This is a genomic window from Burkholderia cepacia ATCC 25416 (assembly GCF_001411495.1).
Lineage (GTDB): Bacteria > Pseudomonadota > Gammaproteobacteria > Burkholderiales > Burkholderiaceae > Burkholderia > Burkholderia cepacia.
Map to the genome: position 1 here is coordinate 3,007,230 of NZ_CP012981.1, position 20,648 is coordinate 3,027,877.

A 20,648-nucleotide genomic window follows, 5' to 3' on the forward strand; every position below is an offset into this window, starting at 1 on the left:
ATCATTGAAAAGGAATAGGAATAATCGGGCCATTTTGGGCTCGATCGGGCCACGGATGGCCCGATCATGAGCGCGGCCGTCCGCCGGGCGTTTGCACAGATCCTCCACCGGCTCGTTCCGGCTCTCGGCCATCTCGCGCAAGATCCGGATGATTTGTTCGTTGGTAAATCGCCTCTTCATCGAGTTCCCCTCGCCTCTGGGAGAAAAGAGAATTCACTTGCCACGTGGCAACAATCAGCGACGCACGTAGCCCAGCCAGCGGCGTCCGCAAGCGCACCCTCGCACTCCATCGATGCCACCTACCGCACAAAAATCGCCCCGGGCACAGCCGGCCGCTATGCGAAAATCCAGGCGTCCATCCTTTTCAATCGACCCACCGGGGTTCGCATGACCACGCACATCACAATCGAATTCACCGAGCACGCAGCCGAAGCCATCGGCGAGCAGACCAGCACCAGCTTTTCGTATGACCAGGGCGCGCACGTGCCGCAACCGGGCGACTTCGTCGAACTCGAGAATTCGCGCCAGACGTTTCTCGTGATTGGCCGCGTGTTTTCGCTGAAGGCCAATTACAGCGCCGTCAAGCTCGTGCTCGACCTTCCTCCGTCGGATGGCGAGCAGGATTTCGATCCGGCGCACTGACGGACAACGAGAGACGCGTTACACGCATTTCACCCGCCTGAATCGACGACCACGCAGCGCCCGCCGCGCGCTGCTCGTCGATCAATGCGGCGGTCTGCGCATCCGAGTCCAGCCAGACAAGCGCCCCGCGCGTCGTCACCGGCAACGGGCCCAGTTCACGCGCCAGCCGGGCAAACTCCGGAAGCGCGCTACCGGTGCCCACCCAGCCGAACGACCAGTGAGTCGCGCCGCCCGCGGCCGCCGGCTGCTTTTCCAGCAGCGTGACCTGCGCACCCGATCGCGCAAGATGCCACGCGATCGACGCGCCGACGATGCCTCCACCGACCACGACGACGCGCAGCGGGTTGAATCACATGAGTGACATCCGGAAGTTGCGGGGTTCCGACTATCCCGTTCGCCGCGCTTCGCCGCTGTGCGGTCGCCTGCCGCCCATCATCGCGAATCGCGTCGTCCTCTCGCGCCCGGCAAACAAACAATCGATCGATATCCGCGGCACTTGAGGCGGGCGGACGATACAGAAAAGCCCGCCGAGGCGGGCCTTACTCAAACACCGGGCTCGACACTTCATCGCACGTCCGGAAACACCGCCGCCTTCAAGCATCGGTCGAACCACACCACATCGTCGCCATCGCCGATCGGCCACATTTCCGCGTCGAGTTGCGGCAACCCGGCTACGGGCGCTGACGCGTGGTTATCGCCACCGGACACCCCTGCGCGCACCCATGCCGATTGCGCTCCACCGTTGTCGCACGCATTCTCATGCGCCTGTGTTTCGCAAAATGCCACGGGTCGAACCTTCCCGCCGTCTGCCGCGCTCACCGATCGGTACTGATAAACCGCACCGGTCGCCCAGTCCTCGCTCTGGCTGCAGACCCGTGCACGATGCTGCACATGGACAGCACCGAAACACGCATAGGAAACGTGCGCGCCACTTGCATCGTCGGGAATGAAATCGCAGTTTGCATCGAAACCGGTGAGCGGGCCGCCCGTGTAATTCGCGAGCCACTTGCGCTCGGCCAGCGCACGCGCGATCAACCCTTTGTCCGAACGATCGGCCAGCACGGCGGTGCGCCGATCGATGGCCTTGCGCACTTCGTCGACGGCCAGCGGATGGCCTTCGTAATCGGCGTCGAGACGGTTGTTGCGTGCGTCGATCCAGCGGCGCTGACCGCGCACCAGCATGTCGCGAATCATCGTGTCCGGCGCGGCCTTCAGTGCGCCCGAGTACGCCGAGTTCATGCGCGCGTCGGCCGCGCGCAGCACGGAGTTCGTACAGATGCGCTTCTCGATCGGCTGCACCGCTTTCGCGCAATCCATCGCAAAGGCCGGTAGTGCCATGCCGGCGCTCATCATGAACATCGAAGCAAGACCCGCCAGCCTGCCGGCCGATGCCATTCGAATCCCTCGCATGCTCTCTCTCAGTCGGTTTTTCTTGGTCGCACCGCATCGGTGGGGCATCGCCCGTCACAGCCTGTCGTGCCCGCGCGCCGGTATCGCATGTCGCCAAAGGCAGCCTCCACGCTTCACCTTGCAGCGCCGCTCATGGTACGCGCGCCTGCACGAACGCACACCGTCCGGCGCGGCGCGCCCCGGTGTTCCTTCACAGGTGACTGGATCTCGATCGACTGGACAACGGTCATGCACGCCCGAACCCGGCGCGCATTCGGTACCGACGGTCATGAACGACCGTCGGCGAAATGATCCTGCTGGCGGCGGCCGCACATCGTCGCGCCCGAATGCACGATCGGCCGGCCCGCACCGCTTTGCTTCGCGGCACCGACGCCCGACGGTTTGCCCGCCGCGGTCGGCCTGCCGCGAAACCGTTACTTCTTCTCCGGCTCCGACGCGCCCGGCTGCTTGAACGGGAACGTGCTGAACATCGACTTCGCCTGGTTCTGCATCTGCTCCTGCATCTGCACGAACATGTTCTTCGACTGCTCGATGTAGCTGGTCATCATCCCTTGCATCATCGGCGCCTGCATGTTCATGAACTGCGACCAGACTTCCGGATTCATCGCATTGCCTTCGTACAGGTTCTTCGATTGATCCGCGAGCTTGTTCTGGATGTCGATGAACGCCTGGATGTTCTTTTCCAGGTACGTGCCCATCATGCCCTGCATCGCATGCCCGTAGAAACGGATGATCTGCGACAGCATCGACGACGAGAACATCGGCACGCCACCGCTTTCCTCTTCGAGGATGATCTGCAGGAGAATGCTGCGCGTCAGGTCTTCGTTGGATTTCGCGTCGACGACCTTGAAGTCCTCCTGCTCCAGCACGAGTTGCTTCACGTCGGTCAGCGTAATGTACGTGCTTGTCTCTGTATCGTAGAGCCGACGGTTCGGGTACTTCTTGATGAGCCGTTCGGCCGTCTTCTTTGTAGTAGTCATGTAACGCCTTTGAGTGCAGCGTAGCGGAAGTGACGAATCCCCGCCGCCCGAATCCGGGAGGCGGGGGCCTTCGGAATACGCCCGGCTGCGCGGCCACCCGGCCCGCGCAGCGCGGACGCTCAGCCCATGTGCAGGCCGCCGTTCAGCGAGAAGTCGGCGCCGGTCGCGAAACCGGAATCGTTCGACGCGAGCCACGCGACGATCGAACCGATTTCCTCCGGCCCGCCGAGACGCCGCACCGGGATCGTCGCGACGATCTTCTCGAGCACGTCCGGGCGGATCGCCTTCACCATGTCGGTGCCGATGTAGCCCGGCGACACGGTGTTGACCGTCACGCCCTTCGTCGCGACTTCCTGTGCGAGCGACATCGTGAAGCCGTGGATACCGGCCTTCGCGGTCGAATAGTTGGTCTGGCCGAATTGCCCTTTCTGGCCGTTCACCGACGAAATGTTGATGATCCGGCCCCAGCCGCGTTCGACCATCCCGTCGATCACCTGCTTCGTCACGTTGAACAGGCTCGTCAGGTTGGTGTCGATCACGGCGGTCCAGTCTTCGTGCGTCATCTTGCGGAACACGACGTCGCGCGTGATACCCGCGTTGTTGACGAGCACGTCGATCTCGCCGACTTCAGCCTTGACCTTGTCGAACGCTTCCTTGGTCGAGTCCCAGTCGCCGACGTTGCCTTCCGACGCGATGAAATCGTACCCGAGCGCCTTCTGGTCCTCGAGCCATTTCACCCGGCGCGGCGAGTTCGGGCCACATCCTGCGACCACCTTGAAGCCGTCTTTCGACAGGCGCTGGCAGATGCTGGTGCCGATGCCGCCCATCCCGCCCGTTACGTACGCAATTCGCTGAGACATAAATCTCACTCCATTTTTTGGTTTCGAGAGCTGCCGGAGCCCCCTCTGACTTCACGTGACGCCGGCCGAAGCCGCAATCGGCCGGCGCACGGATTTGGTTCGCCGGTGGCGAACGGCCGGTTACGGACGACCGGTTACGGACGCTCGACCGCGAGCGCAACGCCCATCCCGCCGCCGATGCACAGCGACGCCAGCCCGCGCTTCGCGTCGCGCTTGGCCATCTCGTGCAGCAGCGTCACCAGGATCCGGCAGCCCGACGCACCGATCGGGTGACCGATCGCGATCGCCCCGCCGTTCACGTTCACCTTCGACGTGTCCCAGCCCATCTGCTTGTGCACCGCCAGCGCCTGCGCCGCGAACGCCTCGTTGATCTCCATCAGGTCCAGGTCGCCCGGCGTCCAGCCCGCGCGCTCCAGGCACCGGCGCGATGCCGGCACCGGGCCCATCCCCATCACGCTCGGATCGACACCCGCGTTCGCGTATGCCTTGATCTTCGCCAGCGGCGTCAGACCCAGCGCCGCCGCCTTCTGCGCCGACATCACCAGCACCGCCGCCGCGCCGTCGTTCAACCCCGACGCGTTCGCCGCCGTCACCGAGCCGTCCTTCGAGAACGCCGGCTTCAGCCCCGCCAGCGACTCCGCCGTCACGCCGTGACGCACGAATTCGTCGGTCGCGAACTGCAGCGGCTCGCCCTTGCGTTGCGGGATCGACACCGGCACGATCTCGTCGTCGAAGCGGCCCGCCTTCTGCGCGGCTTCCGCCTTGTTCTGCGACAGCGCCGCGAACGCATCCTGCTCTTCGCGCGTGATCCCGTATTCCTTCGCGACGTTCTCCGCCGTGATGCCCATGTGGTACTGGTTGTACACGTCCCACAGGCCGTCGACGATCATCGTGTCGACCAGCTTCGCATCGCCCATCCGGAAGCCGTCACGCGAGCCCGGCAGCACGTGCGGCGACGCGCTCATGTTCTCCTGGCCGCCCGCGATCACGATGTCCGCGTCGCCCGCGACGATCGCGTTCGCCGCCAGCATCACGGCCTTCAGGCCCGAACCGCACACCTTGTTGATCGTCATCCCCGGCACTGCCGTCGGCAGCCCCGCCTTGATCAGCGACTGCCGCGCCGGGTTCTGGCCCGAGCCGGCCGTCAGCACCTGGCCCATGATCACTTCGCTCACCTGCTCGGGCTTCACGCCCGCGCGCTCCAGCACTGCGCGGATCACCGTCGCGCCCAGTTCGGGTGCTGCAATCTTCGCAAGCGAACCGCCGAATTTGCCGACCGCGGTCCGCGCGGCCGATACGATCACTACGTCCGTCATTTCCCTTTCCTCCAGGCCCGCACGACACGGCGCATCGCTACCGGCCCTGTTAAAAAAACTGCGGTGCATCGGACAGCGTGCGCCGCTGTCCGTCTTTCGTCAATCGCGCTGCAATACGTACCGGCCCGGCGCCGGCTCGATCACCGGGAACTGTGCGGAACCGGGCTGGGCGGGCGGCGCCACCTTGCGGCCGCCGTACTGGTCGAGCCACTCGACCCAGGTCGTCCACCAGCTTCCCGGGTGCTCGGTCGCACCGGCAAACCAGTCGTCCGCCGATTCGGGCAGGTCGCTGTCGTTGATCCAGTAACTGCGCTTCTTCTTCGCCGGCGGATTGATCACGCCCGCGATGTGCCCCGACGCGCCGAGCACGAACTTCAGCGGGCCCGACAGGATCGACGTCGATGCATAGGCCGTCTGCCACGGCACGATGTGATCCTCGCGCGAGCCGTAGATGAAGGTCGGCACGTCGATCAGCGTCAGGTCGACCGATTCGCCGCACACGGTCAACGCGCCCGGCTCGCGCAGCTTGTTCTCGAGATAGGTATTGCGCAGGTACCACGCGTACATCGGGCCCGGCAGGCTCGTCGAATCGCCGTTCCAGTACAACAGGTCGAACGGCGCCGGCGTGCGGCCCTTCAGGTAGTTGTCGACGACGTAGTTCCACACGAGGTCGTTCGGCCGCAGGAACGAGAACGTGTTCGCGAACTCGACGCCGCGCATCAGCCCCGGCTGCGTGCCGTTCTTGCCGCCGATGGTCTGCTCGCGCATCTGCACGTGCGCCTCGTCGACGAACACGTCGAGGATGCCGGTGTCGCTGAAGTCGAGCATCGCGGTGAGCAGCGTCATCGACGCGACCGGATGTTCGCCGCGCGCGGCGAGCACCGCGAGCGCAGTCGCGAGCATCGTGCCGCCGACGCAGAAGCCGAGCGTGTTGATCTGCTCGCGGCCGCTCACCTGCTGCACGGCGTCGATCGCCGCGAGCAGCCCTTCGTTCATGTAGTCGTCCCACGTCTTGTGCGCAACCGATGCGTCCGCGTTGCGCCACGACACGAGGAACACCTGATGGCCGTTCGACAGCGCATGCGCGACGAGCGAATTCTCGGGCTGCAGGTCGAGGATGTAGAACTTGTTGATGCACGGCGGGACGATCAGGAGCGGCCGCTCGAACACCTTGTCCGTCTTCGGCGTGTACTGGATCAGCTGGATCAGGTCGTTCTCGTAGACGACCGCACCTTCAGTACACCCGAGGTTCTTGCCGACCACGAACTGCGATTCGTCGGTCTGCGAAATCTTGCCGCGCTGCAGGTCGCCGAGCAGGTTCATCATCCCCTGCCGCAGGCTTTCGCCCTGCGTCTCGAGAATCGATTTCTGTGCGTCGGGATTGAGTGCGAGGAAGTTGCTCGGCGCGGCGGCGGCCGTCCACTGCTGGACCGTGAAACGAATGCGCTCGCGCGTCTTCGGATCGGTCTGAAGCGCGTCGGCCAGTTCCTGCAGATAGCGCGCGTTGAGCAGATACCAGGCCGCCGCGAACGCATGCGCCGGCGACGCCTTCCATGCATCGCCGCTGAAGCGGCGGTCCTTCAGTTCGGGCGACTCGAGCTTCGCGGCGGCGGCCTGCTGCATCAGCGCCATGCAATCGCGCGCGTAGTCAGCCTGCAACGCCTGAAGCCGCTCGGGGGGAATCGCGGCGGCCGGCAGCTTCAGCCCGGCGAACGGCGACGCCATCGCGCCGAAATCGGGCATCGACGGCACCTGGAACGGAAACGATGTCGGAAACTGGAATGTCGCGAACGGATTCACGGTGGCCGACGCAGTCGCGGCACGTGCCGGATCCGCAAAACCGCGCCACGCGTTCAACCACGACTCGAACATCTGCTGCATCGGCTGGGCGGCCGGATCGAAACCAATGCTGCCCGTGGAAGTGCCCGCCTGAGCGGACGTCGACGATTTTTTCGATGCTGTCATTACCTGCCTTACCGGTGATTCGTGAGCGTCTGTCGTGAAATCCTGCTCGCGCGCGGCATGCCGGCTGCGAGCCGGGCCGTCATGCTCTGGAGAGGCGTCTCCAGATTCTGCCGCAGTGCGGTATTTTTATCATTATCGTTTTCCCCATGTGAAGCGCCATATCAAACCGCTGAACAATTCCGCACGGAGATAATCCTCGCGCAACAGGCGGGACAAGGGTTCCGGCGAAACATAAAACATTTTGATTGACTTGACTTCGCATTTTTCATTTAGCCGCGCATGTAACGCGGCATGGCCGCCGCAAAATCGAGATAACCCGATTTTGCAGCGCGACAAATCCCGCGCCCATGCGCATCCCGTCAATCCGCCAGCCAGATCGCCGCCGCCATGCGGCCCGTCACGCGGTCGCGCCGGTACGAATAGAAGCGCGCCTGTTCGGTGACCGTGCAGGCCGTCCCGCCGCTCACGTGCGCCACGCCCGCACGCGCAAGACGCAAGCGCGCGAGCGCGTAGAGATCGGCCAGGAACTTGCCGGGCGCGCCATCGATCGCGACGAACGCAAGCCGGGTTTCATCATGCTCCGACTGCGGGGCCGTGTCGAGAAACGCATCACGCACGTCGGCGCCGACCTCAAACGCCCGCGGGCCGATCGCCGGCCCGAGGTAAGCATGAAGCGCGTCCGTCGCACCGCCCGCGAGTGCCGCGACCCGTGCCGCCGTCTGTTCGACGATGCCGGCCGCCAGGCCGCGCCAGCCCGCATGCGCGGCGCCGACGGCGCGGCCCTGCGTGTCGCACAGCAGCACGGGCAGGCAATCCGCGACCATCACGACACAGACGGCGCCGGCACGGTCGGTGACACTCGCGTCGGCCTGCACCGGCGCGAGCGCCGCGGGTGCCGCCGCGATCACCTCGTCCGCGCGCACGATCTGCGCGCCGTGAACCTGCTCGAGCCAAGCGGCGCTCGACTGGCCAGCCAGCGCGAGCAGGCGCGCGCGATTCCCGGCGACATGAGCCGGATCGTCACCGGTGTGCAGGCCGAGATTCATCCCGCCCGGCAGAGCTTCCGCGCCCTGCCAGCGCCCATACGGGCCTTCGCTCACCCCGCCGTCGCGCGTCGTGATCAGCGCGCGCACGCGCGGCGACACCTGCCAGTCGGGCTGTACGCAGTCCTGCCACGTCAACGGCGCCAGGTTCGTCATCGGCACTCACTCCTCCTCGTCGTCCAGGTACGGCTCATCGTCGTGATACTCGCCGCCGAAATCGTCATCGTCGTAGACACCGTCATCGTCGTCGAATTCCTCGTCGCCCTGCCCGAAGCCGAGCGCCGCGACGAGGGCGTTCATGTCGTCCGGCAGCGGGCAGCGCCACTGCATCGCCTTGCCCGTGACCGGGTGCACGAGACCGAGCCGCCATGCATGCAGCGCCTGTCGCGCGAAACCGTCCGGCAATGGCGCGACCGAGCGCTTGCCGCGCGCGCGCCCGTACACGGGGTCACCGAGCAGCGGGTGCCCGGCGTGCGCGCAGTGCACGCGGATCTGGTGCGTGCGGCCGGTCTCGAGATCGCACTGGATTGCCGAAACCGGCTGACGTTGCCACAGGCATGTGTCAACCGTGCGGAAATGCGTGCGCGCGGGCTTGCCCGACGCGCCGGTGACGACGGCCATGCGCGTGCGTTCGCGCGGATCGCGGCCGATCGGCGCATCGATCGTGCCCTCCTCGGGCATCGTGCCCCACACGAGCGCGAAATAGCGGCGCTTCACCGTGCGGGCCTGCAACTGGCGCACGAGGTCCGTCTGCGCGGCCAGCGTACGCGCCACCACCATCAGGCCCGACGTCTCCTTGTCGAGCCGGTGGACGATCCCCGCGCGCGGCAGGCCGGCCGCCGCGTCGCCATAGCGATGCAGCAGCCCGTTGAGGATCGTGCCGCTCCAGTTGCCGGCGGCCGGATGCACGACGAGGCCGGCCGGCTTGTTGATGACGACGAGCGCGTCGTCCTCGTAGATCACGTCGAGCGGCACCGGTTCCGGCGTAAAGGCGAGCTGCTCGGGGAGCAGGTCCGGCACGAGCTCGATCTTGGCGCCGAGCGGCACCGGCTGGCGGATCTTCGCCGGCGCGCCGTCGACGAGCACGCGCTGCGCCTCGATCCAGCTCTGCAGGCGGCTGCGCGAGAATTCAGGGAACAGTTGGGCGAGCGCCTTGTCGAGGCGCTCACCCGCGAGCGACAGCGGCACTTCGACGACGCGCGGCGCGTCGTCGGCCGCCGCGGACGGCACGACGGGCGCCTGCATGGCGTCGCCGGCCAGATCGTCATCGAGGGAATCCCCCGACGCAGCGTCGGCGGGCCGATCGCTTGGGCTATAATCTTCGCGATTTGGTGTGCCCGGCTGGGCATTCTGCGAACTTGAACGGGTCATTTAGACTGGGTCACCGAGACTTGAAGCTAGGACATGCGAGCATGATGAATTCGACCAAACGCACGGCCAGAACCGTCGCCGCCCGGGCTGCGGCGGTAGCGGCCGCGGCCCTCATCGCCGGCTGCCACGGCTTGCCGCAGAAGCAGGACGAGACGGCTACCTGGTCGAACAACAAATTATACTCAGAGGCCCAGGACGCACTGTCCGGCGGCGACTGGGGCAAGTGCGCGAAATATTTCGAATCGCTGCAAGGTCGCGATCCGTTCGGCCACTTCGCACAACAGGCGCAGATCAACGTTGCGTACTGCAACTGGAAGGACAACGAAGCGGCCGCCGCCGACCAGGCCGTCGATCGCTTCATCCAGCTCCACCCGGATCATCCAGATATCCCTTACGCGTACTACCTGAAGGGGATGATCCACTTCAACGACGATCTCGGCCTGTTCGGCCGGTTCTCCGGCCAGGACATGAGCGAGCGCGATCCGCAGGCACTGCGTGAATCGTACGATGCGTTCAAGGTCGTCGTCGACCGCTTCCCGAAGAGCAAGTACGCGCCCGACGCCGCCGCGCGGATGCGCTACATCGTCAACGCGCTCGCGTCGCACGAAGTGCACGCGGCCGACTACTACTACCGGCGTGGCGCCTACGTCGCGGCCATCAACCGTGCGCAGCTCGCGATCAAGGACTACAAGGGCGCCCCGGCGATCGAGGACGCGCTGCACATCATGATCCTGTCGTACGGCAAGCTGAACCAGCCGCAACTCGCCGAGGACACGAAGCGCGTGCTCGCAGGCACGTTCCCCGACAGCCCGTACGTCACGGGCCACTCGCGCCCCGGCGCGAAGAAGTCGTGGTGGCAGTTCTGACGAAAGCACCATGCAGCGCCCGCTGCGCGAACAAAAAACCCGGCCATCGAGCCGGGTTTTTTATTGGCGCAGCGCTCAGGCAGCGTCGGTGCGAGCGCGCGTCGTCACGTGCGCTTTGCGGAACGGTGCTCGTCGAAGAAGTCCTGGACGACCGCGATCTCGCGAGTCCGCTTGAACGGCGGCAGGCTCTGCCAGATCCGGCGCCCGTAGGGCTTGTCGACGAGCCGCGTGTCGCAGATCATCAGCACGCCGCGATCCGTCTCCGCGCGAATCAGCCGGCCCGCGCCCTGCTTCAGCGTGATCACGGCCTGCGGCAACTGGTGCACGGCGAACGGGCTCAGCCCCTTCTTCGTCAGCGCATCGAGGCGCGCGGCGAGCACCGGATCGTCCGGCGGCGCGAACGGCAGCTTGTCGATCACGACGAGCGACAGCGCATCACCGCGTACGTCGACGCCTTCCCAGAAACTCTGGCTGCCGACCAGGATCGCATTGCCGTATGCACGGAAACGATCGAGCAGTTCGGTACGGCTCGCATCGCCCTGCACGAGCAGCGGCGTGTTCCAGCCGCGCGATTCGATCACGTCGCGCAGCTTCGACGCGATCCGGTCGACCGCGCGCAGCGTCGTGCACAGCATGAACACGCCGCCACCGGACGCCTCGATCGCCGGCAGCGCGGCGTCGAAGACGGCATCGGTAAACGCCGGCGAAGACGGTTGCGGCAGGTTGCGCGGCACGTACAGCAGCCCTTGCGACTGGTAGTCGAACGGGCTCGCGAGCGTCATCGAGCGGCGCGAGCTGAGGCCCATCTGTGCCGCGTAGTGCGTGAAATCGCCGCGCACCGACAGCGTGGCCGACGTGAACACCCATGCACGCGGCACACCCGCGCGCTGCTTGGCAAAGATCGGCGCGACCGACAACGGCGTTTCGTGCAGCTGGACCGTATGCGCGAACACTTCGACCCAGCGCACCTTCTCGTTCGGATCGCCGTCGGATGCCGCCTTGTCGCCGGCCGCCGCCGCATCGGCCTTCGCGGCCGCCTCCGTCGCGCCGGGCGCGACCCAGCCGGCCAGCAGGTCCTGCAGTTCGCGTGCGCGCCGCAGGCACGCGCCGAGCGATTCCGCCCGTTCGGCCTGGCTGGCAAGCGCCGACGCAAGCGCGTCGAGCGCGGCCTCGAGCGCGTCGAGCGCGCCGAACATCGGGTGATCGTCGCCGAGCTGGGCGAGCGACATCCGGACGATCTGGTCGTTCGCGAACGCCAGGCGCAAGTCGCGCGCCGCGCGCTCGAGATCGCCGCCGAGCTTCACCCATTCGACCGCGTCGCGTGCATGGCTCAGGCCTTCAGCTACCGTGTCGCGTGCGAGTTCGAGAATCTGCGTCGTCGACAGCGTCTCGCCGAAGAACAGCGTCGCCGTTTCCGGCAACTGGTGCGCTTCGTCGAAGATGACCGTGTTCGCGTTCGGCAGCAGCTCGGCCATCCCCGTGTCGCGCAGCATGATGTCCGCGAAGAACAGGTGGTGGTTGACGACGACGACGTCGGCCTGCTGCGCCTCGCGCCGCGCCTGCATCACGAAGCATTCCTTGTAGTGCGGGCATTCCTGGCCAAGGCAGTTGTCGCGCGTCGACGTGACCATCGACCAGACGGGCGCCGTTTCCGGCACGCTCGCGAGCTCGGCCTTGTCGCCGCTCTTCGTGATCTTCGCGAAACGGACGATTTCCTGCAGGTAGGCCGTATCCTGCCGCGACGGCAGCCGGCCGTTGTCGGCCGTGCGTTGCAGGTAGTAGTGGCACAGGTAGTTTGCGCGCCCCTTGAGCATCGCGACCGACACCGGCACCGCCAGCGCGTTGCGCACGGTCGGGATGTCGCGCTGGAACAGCTGGTCCTGCAGGTGTTTCGTGCCGGTCGACACGATCACCTTGCCGCCCCACAGCATCGCGGGCACGAGGTACGCATAGGTCTTGCCCGTCCCCGTGCCGGCCTCGACGATCAGCGTGTTGTCCCCGGCATCGCTGTCGGGCTCGGCTGCGGCGGCGTCCGCGCCCGTCTCGGCCGCCTTGTCGCCGTCGCCGAGGCGACGCGCCGGCCGCTTGCGGGTTTCGAAGATCTCGGGCTCGGGCATCCGGCGAGCGGACGCTTCCATCGCGGACGCGACGGCGCGCGCCATCTCGATCTGCGATGTACGCGGCCGATAGCCGTCGAGCGCGCGCGCCAGCAATCCGCCCTCGCCGAAAATCGTGTCGAGTTCGTCGACGCGCTTGCGGCTCAGTTCAAAGGTGCCTTCGGGCGCACGAGCGCGCCCGGCGGACGACACGTCGCGCCGGGCATCGGGGGTGGCTTCAAGCGGTGAATTCAAGGCAAGCGTTCCTGTGTCCAGCGCCCGGGCGGCGCCGGCGCTTGCCAGGCCGCGCTCAGGCGCGCTTATCCGGTTCCAGCTGCGATTGCAGCAAAATGATTTTGTCCTTGGCCGCCAGCTTTTCCTTCTTCAGCCGGTGCAGCGTGATGTCGTCGATGTCGGAGTGCCCTTCCTTCAGCTCGATCTCCCGAGCGAGCTGCTGGTGCTGCTCCTGCAATGCAGCCAAACGGTTGTGCAATTCCTGCTGCTGTTCCGTGTGACGGTTTTGCATGTTTGCCTCCTCATCGAAGCAGCGCGCCGGCTGGCGTGCCAGCGCGCACGAGACTGATTCCGGATCAATCCAACACGTTACTGCCCCTGCTGTTGCTTCTGCTGCGCCTTTTCGGTCGCTTCCTTCTGACGCCGCTCGACATCGGCCTTGTGCTGCACGGCTTCCTTCTGCTTCTGCTCGTAGCGTGCGGCGTTGTCCGCCCGCTCCTGCGCCTTCTGCGCGGCCTGCTGGTGCGCCTGGTCGAGCTTGCGCTGGAAGTCGCCCTGCTTCTGGTCGTACGCCTGCTTGTTCGCCGCGCGCTGCGGCCCTTCCGCGCCGCGCTGCGCCTGCTTCAGCGCATTCTGCTCCTGCTTGTCGCGGAACGCAGCGGCGTTTGCCGCGTCGTTCGCCGCGCGCTGCGGCGCTTCCGCTGCGTCCTGCGCCTGCTTCAGCGCCTGCTGCTGGTCGCGCTGCTGCGCGCGCACCGCCCGCTGCTCGTCGTTGAGCGCGAGCTGCTCCTGGCGGATGCTCGCCCGCTCGTCGCGCATCTGGTCACGCGCCTTGCCGAGACAGTGATTGACGAAGAACTTACTGTAGCAATCGTGCTCGGCCACCGCATAACGATAATCGTTTTCCGCGGAGCGTTGATTGAGCACTTTTTGACGGGCGTCGAAATCCGGTGCGGCCGCGGCCGTCACGGGTGCGGCCGCGGTGGCGGCCGGCGCGGTGGCGCCCGAAGCTTGCGCGAACGCGCTGGAAGGCCCGGCAGACAAAGCCGCGGCGAGCGCTGCGCCGAGCGCGACGAGAGAAATTCGGGAAGTTGGCAACGTCGTAGGAAAGCTGCGGGACATGTGTCAAATTCTATCACCCCCGGCTGGACGCTCCGCCATTTATGGCAAAATGCCCCGCTTCACTCACCCGCGGCATCTGGCCCGTCGGGCCCGCCACGCAGCCCGCCGCTTCGGGCCTGCCGGCCCGCGCCGCGATTTCAGCAGGCAGATCATCCACGACATGACGGAAACCGTAGCACTCAAGATCGTACAGCGCATCGCCACCGAACTGTCCGTCCAGCCGCGCCAGGTCGCGGCGGCCGTGCAACTCCTCGACGAAGGCTCGACCGTTCCGTTCATTGCCCGGTACCGCAAGGAAGTGACCGGCAACCTGGACGACACGCAGTTGCGCCAGCTCGAGGAACGCCTCCTGTATCTGCGCGAGCTCGAGGACCGCCGCGCGGCGATCCTGTCGAGCATCGACGAACAGGGCAAGCTGACCGACGAGCTGCGCGCCGCGATCGACGCGGCCGACAGCAAGCAGGTGCTCGAAGACCTTTATCTGCCGTACAAGCCGAAGCGCCGCACGCGCGCGCAGATCGCCCGCGAGGCCGGCCTCGAACCGCTCGCGCAGGCCCTGCTCGCGAACCCGCTGCTCGACCCGCAGGCCGAGGCGGCCGCCTACGTCGACGCCGACAAGGGCGTTGCCGACGTGAAGGCCGCGCTCGACGGCGCGCGCGACATCCTGTCCGAACAGTTCGGCGAAACGGCCGAACTGCTCGGCAAGCTGCGCGATTACCTGCACAGCCAGGGCGTCGTGTCGTCGGCCGTCGTCGAGGGCAAGGAAAACGAGGAAGGCGAGAAATTCCGCGACTATTACGACTACGCGGAAACGATCAGGACCGTGCCGTCGCATCGTGCCCTCGCACTGTTCCGCGGCCGCAACGCGGGCGTGCTGACGATCAAGCTCGGCCTCGGCGAAGAGCTCGACGCCCAGGTGCCGCATCCCGGCGAGGCGATGATCGCGCGCCATTTCGGCATCGCGAACCAGAACCGTCCGGCCGACAAATGGCTGTCCGACGTATGCCGCTGGTGCTGGCGCGTGAAGGTGCAGCCGCACATCGAGAACGAACTCCTCACGCAGCTGCGCGAAACGGCCGAAACCGAAGCGATCCGCGTGTTCGCGCGCAACCTGAACGACCTGCTGCTGGCCGCGCCGGCCGGCCCGAAGGCCGTGATCGGTCTCGACCCCGGCCTGCGCACGGGCGTGAAGGTCGCGGTCGTCGACCGCACCGGCAAGGTGCTCGCGACCGATACGATCTACCCGCACGAGCCGCGCCGCGACTGGGACGGCTCGATCGCGAAACTCGCACGCCTCGCCGCGCAGACGCAGGCCGAGCTGATCAGCATCGGCAACGGCACCGCCTCGCGCGAAACCGACAAGCTCGCGAGCGAGCTGATCGCGAAACACCCGGAGCTGCGCCTGCAGAAAATCGTCGTGTCGGAAGCCGGCGCGTCGGTCTACTCGGCGTCCGAACTCGCGGCGAAGGAATTCCCCGACATGGACGTGTCGCTGCGCGGCGCCGTGTCGATCGCGCGCCGCCTGCAGGATCCGCTAGCCGAACTCGTGAAGATCGAGCCGAAGGCGATCGGCGTCGGCCAGTACCAGCACGACGTGAACCAGCGCGAACTCGCCCGCTCGCTCGACGCGGTCGTCGAGGATTGCGTGAACGCGGTCGGCGTCGACGCGAACACCGCGTCGGCCGCGCTGCTGGCGCGCGTGTCGGGCCTGAACGCGACGCTCGCGCGCAACATCGTCGACTACCGCGACGCAAACGGCCCGTTCCCGTCGCGCGAGCACCTGCGCAAGGTCCCGCGCCTCGGCGACAAGACCTTCGAACAGGCCGCCGGCTTCCTGCGCATCAACGGCGGCGAGAATCCGCTCGACCGCTCGTCGGTGCACCCGGAAGCGTATCCGGTCGTCGAGCGGATGCTCGCGAAGATCAGCAAGCGCATCGACGACGTGCTCGGCAACCGCGAAGCGCTGTCGGGCCTGTCCCCGACGGAATTTGTTGACGAGCGTTTCGGCCTGCCGACCGTGCGCGACATCCTGTCCGAACTGGAGAAACCGGGCCGCGATCCGCGTCCGGAGTTCAAGACCGCGACGTTCCGCGAAGGCGTCGAGAAGGTGTCGGATCTCGTGCCGGGCATGACGCTCGAAGGCGTCGTGACGAACGTCGCCGCGTTCGGCGCGTTCGTGGATATCGGCGTTCACCAGGACGGGCTCGTCCACGTGTCCGCGATGTCGACGAAGTTCATCAAGGACCCGCACGAAGTCGTGAAGGCCGGCCAGGTCGTCAAGGTGAAGGTGCTCGACGTCGACGTGAAACGCCAGCGGATTGCGCTGACGATGCGCCTCGACGACGAGGCAGCAGCGCCCGGCACGCCGTCGCGCGGCGGCCAGGATCGCGGCAACGCGGGGCGCGGCGCCGCCCGCCCGCAGCGTTCGCGCGAGCCGGAACCGGCCGGCGCAATGGCCGCGGCGTTCGCGAAGCTGAAGCGCTGAGCACGCGAAAAGCGTCACCGCACAAAAAAACCCGCCTCCCGGCGGGTTTTTTTTATTGAATCGTCGTCCGCATTTTCGATTTCCGGGATGAAAACCGAATATGCGCGTTTCCATCGCCATTCCCCTGCGTTTAATCGGCAAATTAAACAATCCGCGTTGCGACATGCGTTTTCTTGACGCTTCACAAGCGACACATAAAATAAGTTTTCGAACGGCCGCATTTTGATGCTTCTGTATTGGGCAGCGATCTTGCCGTTCCGCGGCAGCGTTCTCCGCGGCGCTCGCATGCACGGTGAATATCCTGCCTCCCGTGTTTCGGTTTCGCTTTTTTTTGCAGTCGATTCGCGACGCATTGCATCCGGTATTCGCCTGACCGGCGAACCGGGACGGATTCGCGAAAAATGGATCGGGAAACCATGACAGACGACCATCTGAAAACCGAACTGGCCGCATTGCACATGCCCGTTTTCGACGTGCCGTGGGCCGGCGCCTGTTCACCGCACGTCGAGCGAATCGAATCGCGCATGCTCGAGTGGGCCGACGCATACGGCCTGTTCATCAGCGACGCCTACCGGGAACGCGTCGTACGCACCCGATACGGCTGGCTCGCCGCGCGCTGTTACCCGAACGCCGATCCTTCCCTGCTGCAGGCTCTCGCCGATTATTTCGTGTGGTTCTTTCTCGTCGACGACCTGTTCGTCGATCGCGTCGAGCCGGTCGGCCCCGATACGTTGCGCAATCTGACCGCGATGATCGATGTGCTCGACTACGAATGTACCGGCCCCCAGCCCATATATGGCGAGCGAGCATGGCTCGATGTGTGCCAGCGCCTGCGCGCCCGCCTGTCGGCCGAACATTTCGCGCGCTTCGCACAAGGCATGCGCCTGTGGGCCACCACGGCCGGACTGCAGATTATCGGCCACCTGAGGGCCGAGCCGATTGCAGTGCAGCAATACGAAACGATCCGGCGTCACACGAGCGGGATGAATCCTTGCCTCGCGCTGGCGGACGCGGCCAATGCCGGTGCCGTCCCGCCCGATACGTTTCATCGGCCGGAAATCCAGACGCTGTTCCGGCACGCGAACCATATCGTCTGCTGGAGCAACGACATCCAGAGCGTCGGCGTCGAGGCCGGCCAGCCCGGGCAGTTCCGGAACATGGTGATGATCCACGCTTCCCGCGGCCATACGCTGCAGGCCAGCGTCGACTACACGGCCGAGCGTGTGCGCGCCGAGATCAGCGCATTCGTCCTGTGCGCCGATGCACTCGCCCAGCACGCCGACACGCGCGTGCGCGGCCTTGTCGACGGCTGCCGATACTGGATTCGCGGTTATCTGGATTGGGTCGCGCGGGATACGCAGCGCTATACGGCTGCGGCCGCGGCCGGCGATGCGGACGATCGCGGCCTGATTGCCTGGTCGGCGGACTCGGCGGCGCGCGGCTGAACGACCCGCGCGCCGCCCCCGGTCAGATCTCGATCTTCGTCCCGAGCTCGACCACGCGGTTCGCCGGGATCGAGAAGAAGTCGGTCGGCTTCGCGGCATTCTGGTGCATCCACGCGAACACGCGCTCGCGCCAGATCGACATCCCGGGCAGATGCGTCGGCACGACCGTTTCGCGCGCGAGGAAGAACGACGTGTCCATCAGCTCGAACGTCATGTCGTGCGTGCGCCCGAATTCCTCGAGCACGGCCTTCACGTCCGGCGTCTCGTTGAAGCCGTACTCGGCCTTGACGATATACAGCCCACCGCCCGCATCACGCGCGGTCTGGCGCTTGTCGTCGCGCACGTAGGGAAAATCGCGCGTCACGAACGTGAGGAAAATGGTCCGCTCATGCAGCACCTTGTTGTGCTTCAGGTTGTGCAGCAGGCTGACGGGCACGAGCTTGTCGTTGCCGGTCAGGTAGATCGCGGTACCCGACACACGATGCGGCGGATGCGCGAGCAGGCCCTGCAGGAACGGCTCGAGCGGAATACCGTCGGCGGCCGTGCGCTCCTTGACGATGTGACGCCCCTTGTACCAGGTCATCAGCAGGAAGAACAGCAGCGCGCCGATGCCGAGCGGCAGCCAGCCGCCCTGCGCAACCTTCAGCAGGTTCGCGCCGAAAAAGCCGAGGTCGACCGCGAGGAACACGGCGATGATCGCGCCGACCAGCAGCCGGTTCCAGTTCCACACCTTCACCATCACGACCGCGGCGAGCACGGTCGTGATCACCATCGTCGCCGTCACCGCGATGCCGTACGCGGCCGCGAGGTTGTCGGAGCTCTTGAAGCCGATGACGATGCAGAGGATCACGAACAGCAGCAGCCAGTTCACGACCGGCACGTAGATCTGGCCGATCGCGAGATCGGACGTATGCAGCACTTTCATGCGCGGCACGTAGCCGAGCTGGATGGCCTGCGACGTCAGCGAATACGCGCCCGAGATCACCGCCTGCGACGCGATCACGGTCGCGACCGTCGACAGCACGACGAGCGGCAGCAGCCCCCATTCGGGTGCCAGCAGGAAGAACGGGTTCTCGATCGCCTTCGGGTTCTGGATCAGCAGCGCGCCCTGGCCGAAGTAGTTCAGCACGAGCGACGGCATCACGAGCCCGTACGCGGCGATGCGGATCGGCTTCGCGCCGAAGTGGCCCATGTCCGCGTAAAGCGCTTCCGCACCGGTCAGCACCAGCACGACCGAGCCGAGCACGACATAGGCCTGCAGCACATGCTCCGACATGAACGACGCGGCGTAATACGGGTTGATTGCCGCGATGATGCCCGGCACGCGCACGATGTGGTACACGCCGAGCGCCGCGATCACGACGAACCACAGCACCATGATCGGGCCGAACAGCTTGCCGACCAGCGCGGTGCCGTGGCGCTGGATCCAGAACAGCGCAATCAGGATCACGATCGTGATCGGCATCACGAGATGGGACAGGTGCGGCGTCGCGATCTCGAGACCTTCGACCGCCGACATCACCGAGATCGCCGGCGTGATCACCGCGTCCCCGTAGAACATGCATGCGCCGAATATCCCGAGCGCCATCAGCGCGCCCGCGACGCGGGTCTTCGAGTCGAGCGGCCGCAACGACAGCGCCATCAGCGCGAGCACGCCGCCTTCGCCGTTGTTGTCCGCCCGCATCACGAACAGCAGGTACTTGATGCCGACCACCAGGATGATTGCCCAGAACAGCAGCGAGATCACACCGAGAATCGATCCTTCGGTGAGCGGGATACCGTGTGCGGGGCTGAACGCCTCCTTGAGCGAATACAGCGGGCTGGTGCCGATGTCGCCGAACACGACGCCGATGGCTGCTATCGCTAGCGCCCGCATCGAGTGTTGCTGCGTCGAATGCGGCGCGTGTGCTGCGTCGGTCGCGTGGATCGTGTCGTTCATATGAAGCGTAATAATCGGGTCCGGGTCGGACAAAACGAGCGCTATTCTACTCGCGCCCCCTTGAAACGCCGCCCTGCTCTGTTGCCTTGGAACCACGTGAGCCACGCCATGCATGCAATCCGGCGCAAGCTGTGGCAGGGCTGCCAATCATAGCCGGGGCAGCGCCGTCTGCCTACCGGATCCGCGGCCCGCGCGCCGCCAGCGTGCATGGCGCCCCAATGAAAAACGGCGCCGCAAGCGGCGCCGTACAAGGCTTTCCTTCGATTGGCCGGCCGCTTACGCGCCCGAACCGTCGCGCTGTGCGCGACCGCGCTTGATCCACGCCTCGAGGTTGTGCGGGCGAACCGTATCCCATTCCTCGAACGGCTGATGAATCCACGGATTCGTCGGCAGATACTGCGTGTGATAGTCGGGCTTGACCTTCGAGCAACCCTTGTACCAGAGCACGGCAGAACGCACGGCCGTCACGGACGGGTAGCGCTCCTTCAGGTGCTCCTGCACGCGCGCAAGCGTGACGCCCGAATCCACGAGATCGTCGACCAGCAGCACGTTGCCCGCCAGATTGCCGCGCGTCATCGTGATGTACTGCGCGATGTCGAGCTCGCCCTGCTCCGTGCCGGCCGCTTCCCGGTACGAACTCGTCGCGAGGATCGCGAGCGGCACGTCGTAGATGCGCGACAGTTGATCGCCGACGCGCAGGCCGCCGCGCGCGAGGCACAGGATCTGGTCGAACTTCCAGCCCGATGCATGTACCTGGAGGGCGAGCAACTCGATGAGACGGTGATACTCGTCCCAGCCTACCCACAGGTTCTTGTCGTCGTTGCGCGGATCGGTCATCAAGTCTGCCGCCGTCATCGTGATTTGCTGCGTCATC

General features: G+C 65.8%; 17 protein-coding genes. 4 read left to right on the plus strand and 13 right to left on the minus strand.

The window, feature by feature from the left end; genetic code table 11:
* Positions 1 to 387: 387 nt before the first annotated feature.
* Positions 388 to 642, plus strand: coding sequence for a hypothetical protein (locus tag APZ15_RS13880; protein ID WP_027787253.1), 255 nt, complete (start codon positions 388 to 390; stop codon positions 640 to 642).
* On the opposite strand, the gene APZ15_RS42680 is transcribed toward APZ15_RS13880, so the two are convergent.
* The 8 genes from APZ15_RS42680 to APZ15_RS13915 all read right to left on the minus strand — a co-directional run bounded on the left by APZ15_RS42680 (position 581) and on the right by APZ15_RS13915 (position 9,587).
* A complete protein-coding gene (locus APZ15_RS42680) occupies positions 581 to 970 on the minus strand; it encodes an FAD-dependent oxidoreductase (protein ID WP_201800275.1) in 390 nt (129 codons plus the stop codon). The two genes, APZ15_RS13880 and APZ15_RS42680, sit on opposite strands and share 62 nt — an antisense overlap.
* 236 nt (positions 971 to 1,206) lie before the next feature.
* Complete coding sequence (locus APZ15_RS13885) at positions 1,207 to 2,037, minus strand: lysozyme inhibitor LprI family protein (RefSeq protein WP_226153280.1); 831 nt, start codon at positions 2,035 to 2,037, stop codon at positions 1,207 to 1,209.
* A gap of 428 nt (positions 2,038 to 2,465) precedes the next feature.
* Positions 2,466 to 3,032, minus strand: coding sequence for a polyhydroxyalkanoate synthesis repressor PhaR (gene phaR, locus APZ15_RS13890; protein WP_006485265.1), 567 nt, complete (start codon positions 3,030 to 3,032; stop codon positions 2,466 to 2,468).
* 119 nt (positions 3,033 to 3,151) lie between these two features.
* Positions 3,152 to 3,892 carry a 3-ketoacyl-ACP reductase gene (locus APZ15_RS13895; protein WP_006491801.1) on the minus strand — a complete coding sequence of 247 codons (741 nt, stop codon included), beginning with the start codon at positions 3,890 to 3,892 and terminating at the stop codon, positions 3,152 to 3,154.
* 134 nt (positions 3,893 to 4,026) lie between these two features.
* Positions 4,027 to 5,208: an acetyl-CoA C-acetyltransferase gene (locus APZ15_RS13900; protein WP_027787251.1), complete on the minus strand. Its 1,182-nt coding sequence runs from the start codon at positions 5,206 to 5,208 to the stop codon at positions 4,027 to 4,029.
* Positions 5,209 to 5,307: 99 nt separating this feature from the next.
* Complete coding sequence (locus tag APZ15_RS13905; RefSeq protein WP_027787250.1) at positions 5,308 to 7,173, minus strand: PHA/PHB synthase family protein; 1,866 nt, start codon at positions 7,171 to 7,173, stop codon at positions 5,308 to 5,310.
* A gap of 359 nt (positions 7,174 to 7,532) precedes the next feature.
* The gene (gene pgeF, locus APZ15_RS13910; protein ID WP_027787249.1) at positions 7,533 to 8,372 is read right to left on the minus strand and encodes a peptidoglycan editing factor PgeF; all 840 of its coding nucleotides are present in this window, start codon (positions 8,370 to 8,372) and stop codon (positions 7,533 to 7,535) included.
* 6 nt (positions 8,373 to 8,378) lie between these two features.
* Positions 8,379 to 9,587: an RluA family pseudouridine synthase gene (locus tag APZ15_RS13915; protein WP_027787248.1), complete on the minus strand. Its 1,209-nt coding sequence runs from the start codon at positions 9,585 to 9,587 to the stop codon at positions 8,379 to 8,381.
* A gap of 41 nt (positions 9,588 to 9,628) precedes the next feature.
* Between APZ15_RS13915 and APZ15_RS13920 the strand changes: the two genes are divergently transcribed.
* Positions 9,629 to 10,453, plus strand: coding sequence for an outer membrane protein assembly factor BamD (locus APZ15_RS13920; RefSeq protein ID WP_021163132.1), 825 nt, complete (start codon positions 9,629 to 9,631; stop codon positions 10,451 to 10,453).
* Between the two features lie 104 nt (positions 10,454 to 10,557).
* On the opposite strand, the gene APZ15_RS13925 is transcribed toward APZ15_RS13920, so the two are convergent.
* The 3 genes from APZ15_RS13925 to APZ15_RS13935 all read right to left on the minus strand — a co-directional run bounded on the left by APZ15_RS13925 (position 10,558) and on the right by APZ15_RS13935 (position 13,905).
* Positions 10,558 to 12,804, minus strand: a complete 2,247-nt coding sequence (locus APZ15_RS13925) for a DNA repair helicase YoaA (RefSeq protein WP_027787247.1) — start codon at positions 12,802 to 12,804, stop codon at positions 10,558 to 10,560.
* A gap of 55 nt (positions 12,805 to 12,859) precedes the next feature.
* Positions 12,860 to 13,075: an HP1242/YdcH family protein gene (locus tag APZ15_RS13930; protein WP_006478692.1), complete on the minus strand. Its 216-nt coding sequence runs from the start codon at positions 13,073 to 13,075 to the stop codon at positions 12,860 to 12,862.
* Between the two features lie 77 nt (positions 13,076 to 13,152).
* On the minus strand, positions 13,153 to 13,905 hold the full coding sequence (locus tag APZ15_RS13935; RefSeq protein ID WP_027787246.1) for a hypothetical protein: 753 nt from the start codon (positions 13,903 to 13,905) through the stop codon (positions 13,153 to 13,155).
* Between the two features lie 160 nt (positions 13,906 to 14,065).
* On the opposite strand from APZ15_RS13935, the gene APZ15_RS13940 reads away from it, so the two are divergent.
* Positions 14,066 to 16,390: a Tex family protein gene (locus tag APZ15_RS13940; RefSeq protein WP_027787245.1), complete on the plus strand. Its 2,325-nt coding sequence runs from the start codon at positions 14,066 to 14,068 to the stop codon at positions 16,388 to 16,390.
* A 416-nt stretch (positions 16,391 to 16,806) separates the two neighbouring features.
* Positions 16,807 to 17,835, plus strand: coding sequence for a terpene synthase family protein (locus APZ15_RS13945; protein ID WP_034195767.1), 1,029 nt, complete (start codon positions 16,807 to 16,809; stop codon positions 17,833 to 17,835).
* Between the two features lie 22 nt (positions 17,836 to 17,857).
* On the opposite strand, the gene APZ15_RS13950 is transcribed toward APZ15_RS13945, so the two are convergent.
* On the minus strand, positions 17,858 to 19,774 hold the full coding sequence (locus APZ15_RS13950) for a potassium transporter Kup (protein WP_027787243.1): 1,917 nt from the start codon (positions 19,772 to 19,774) through the stop codon (positions 17,858 to 17,860).
* A 276-nt stretch (positions 19,775 to 20,050) separates the two neighbouring features.
* The gene (locus tag APZ15_RS13955; protein WP_021163124.1) at positions 20,051 to 20,647 is read right to left on the minus strand and encodes a phosphoribosyltransferase; all 597 of its coding nucleotides are present in this window, start codon (positions 20,645 to 20,647) and stop codon (positions 20,051 to 20,053) included.
* Position 20,648: the final 1 nt, after the last annotated feature.

What these genes read in the sequence shown, in the direction of transcription:
- APZ15_RS13880 (WP_027787253.1), top strand. Translation starts at nt 388, where the DNA reads ATGACCACGCACATCACAATCGAATTCACCGAGCACGCAGCCGAAGCC.
- APZ15_RS13885 (WP_226153280.1), bottom strand. Translation starts at nt 2,037, where the DNA reads ATGGCATCGGCCGGCAGGCTGGCGGGTCTTGCTTCGATGTTCATGATG.
- phaR (WP_006485265.1), bottom strand. Translation starts at nt 3,032, where the DNA reads ATGACTACTACAAAGAAGACGGCCGAACGGCTCATCAAGAAGTACCCG.
- APZ15_RS13895 (WP_006491801.1), bottom strand. Translation starts at nt 3,892, where the DNA reads ATGTCTCAGCGAATTGCGTACGTAACGGGCGGGATGGGCGGCATCGGC.
- APZ15_RS13900 (WP_027787251.1), bottom strand. Translation starts at nt 5,208, where the DNA reads ATGACGGACGTAGTGATCGTATCGGCCGCGCGGACCGCGGTCGGCAAA.
- APZ15_RS13905 (WP_027787250.1), bottom strand. Translation starts at nt 7,173, where the DNA reads ATGACAGCATCGAAAAAATCGTCGACGTCCGCTCAGGCGGGCACTTCC.
- pgeF (WP_027787249.1), bottom strand. Translation starts at nt 8,372, where the DNA reads ATGACGAACCTGGCGCCGTTGACGTGGCAGGACTGCGTACAGCCCGAC.
- APZ15_RS13915 (WP_027787248.1), bottom strand. Translation starts at nt 9,587, where the DNA reads ATGACCCGTTCAAGTTCGCAGAATGCCCAGCCGGGCACACCAAATCGC.
- APZ15_RS13920 (WP_021163132.1), top strand. Translation starts at nt 9,629, where the DNA reads ATGATGAATTCGACCAAACGCACGGCCAGAACCGTCGCCGCCCGGGCT.
- APZ15_RS13930 (WP_006478692.1), bottom strand. Translation starts at nt 13,075, where the DNA reads ATGCAAAACCGTCACACGGAACAGCAGCAGGAATTGCACAACCGTTTG.
- APZ15_RS13935 (WP_027787246.1), bottom strand. Translation starts at nt 13,905, where the DNA reads ATGTCCCGCAGCTTTCCTACGACGTTGCCAACTTCCCGAATTTCTCTC.
- APZ15_RS13940 (WP_027787245.1), top strand. Translation starts at nt 14,066, where the DNA reads ATGACGGAAACCGTAGCACTCAAGATCGTACAGCGCATCGCCACCGAA.
- APZ15_RS13945 (WP_034195767.1), top strand. Translation starts at nt 16,807, where the DNA reads ATGACAGACGACCATCTGAAAACCGAACTGGCCGCATTGCACATGCCC.
- APZ15_RS13950 (WP_027787243.1), bottom strand. Translation starts at nt 19,774, where the DNA reads ATGAACGACACGATCCACGCGACCGACGCAGCACACGCGCCGCATTCG.
- APZ15_RS13955 (WP_021163124.1), bottom strand. Translation starts at nt 20,647, where the DNA reads ATGACGCAGCAAATCACGATGACGGCGGCAGACTTGATGACCGATCCG.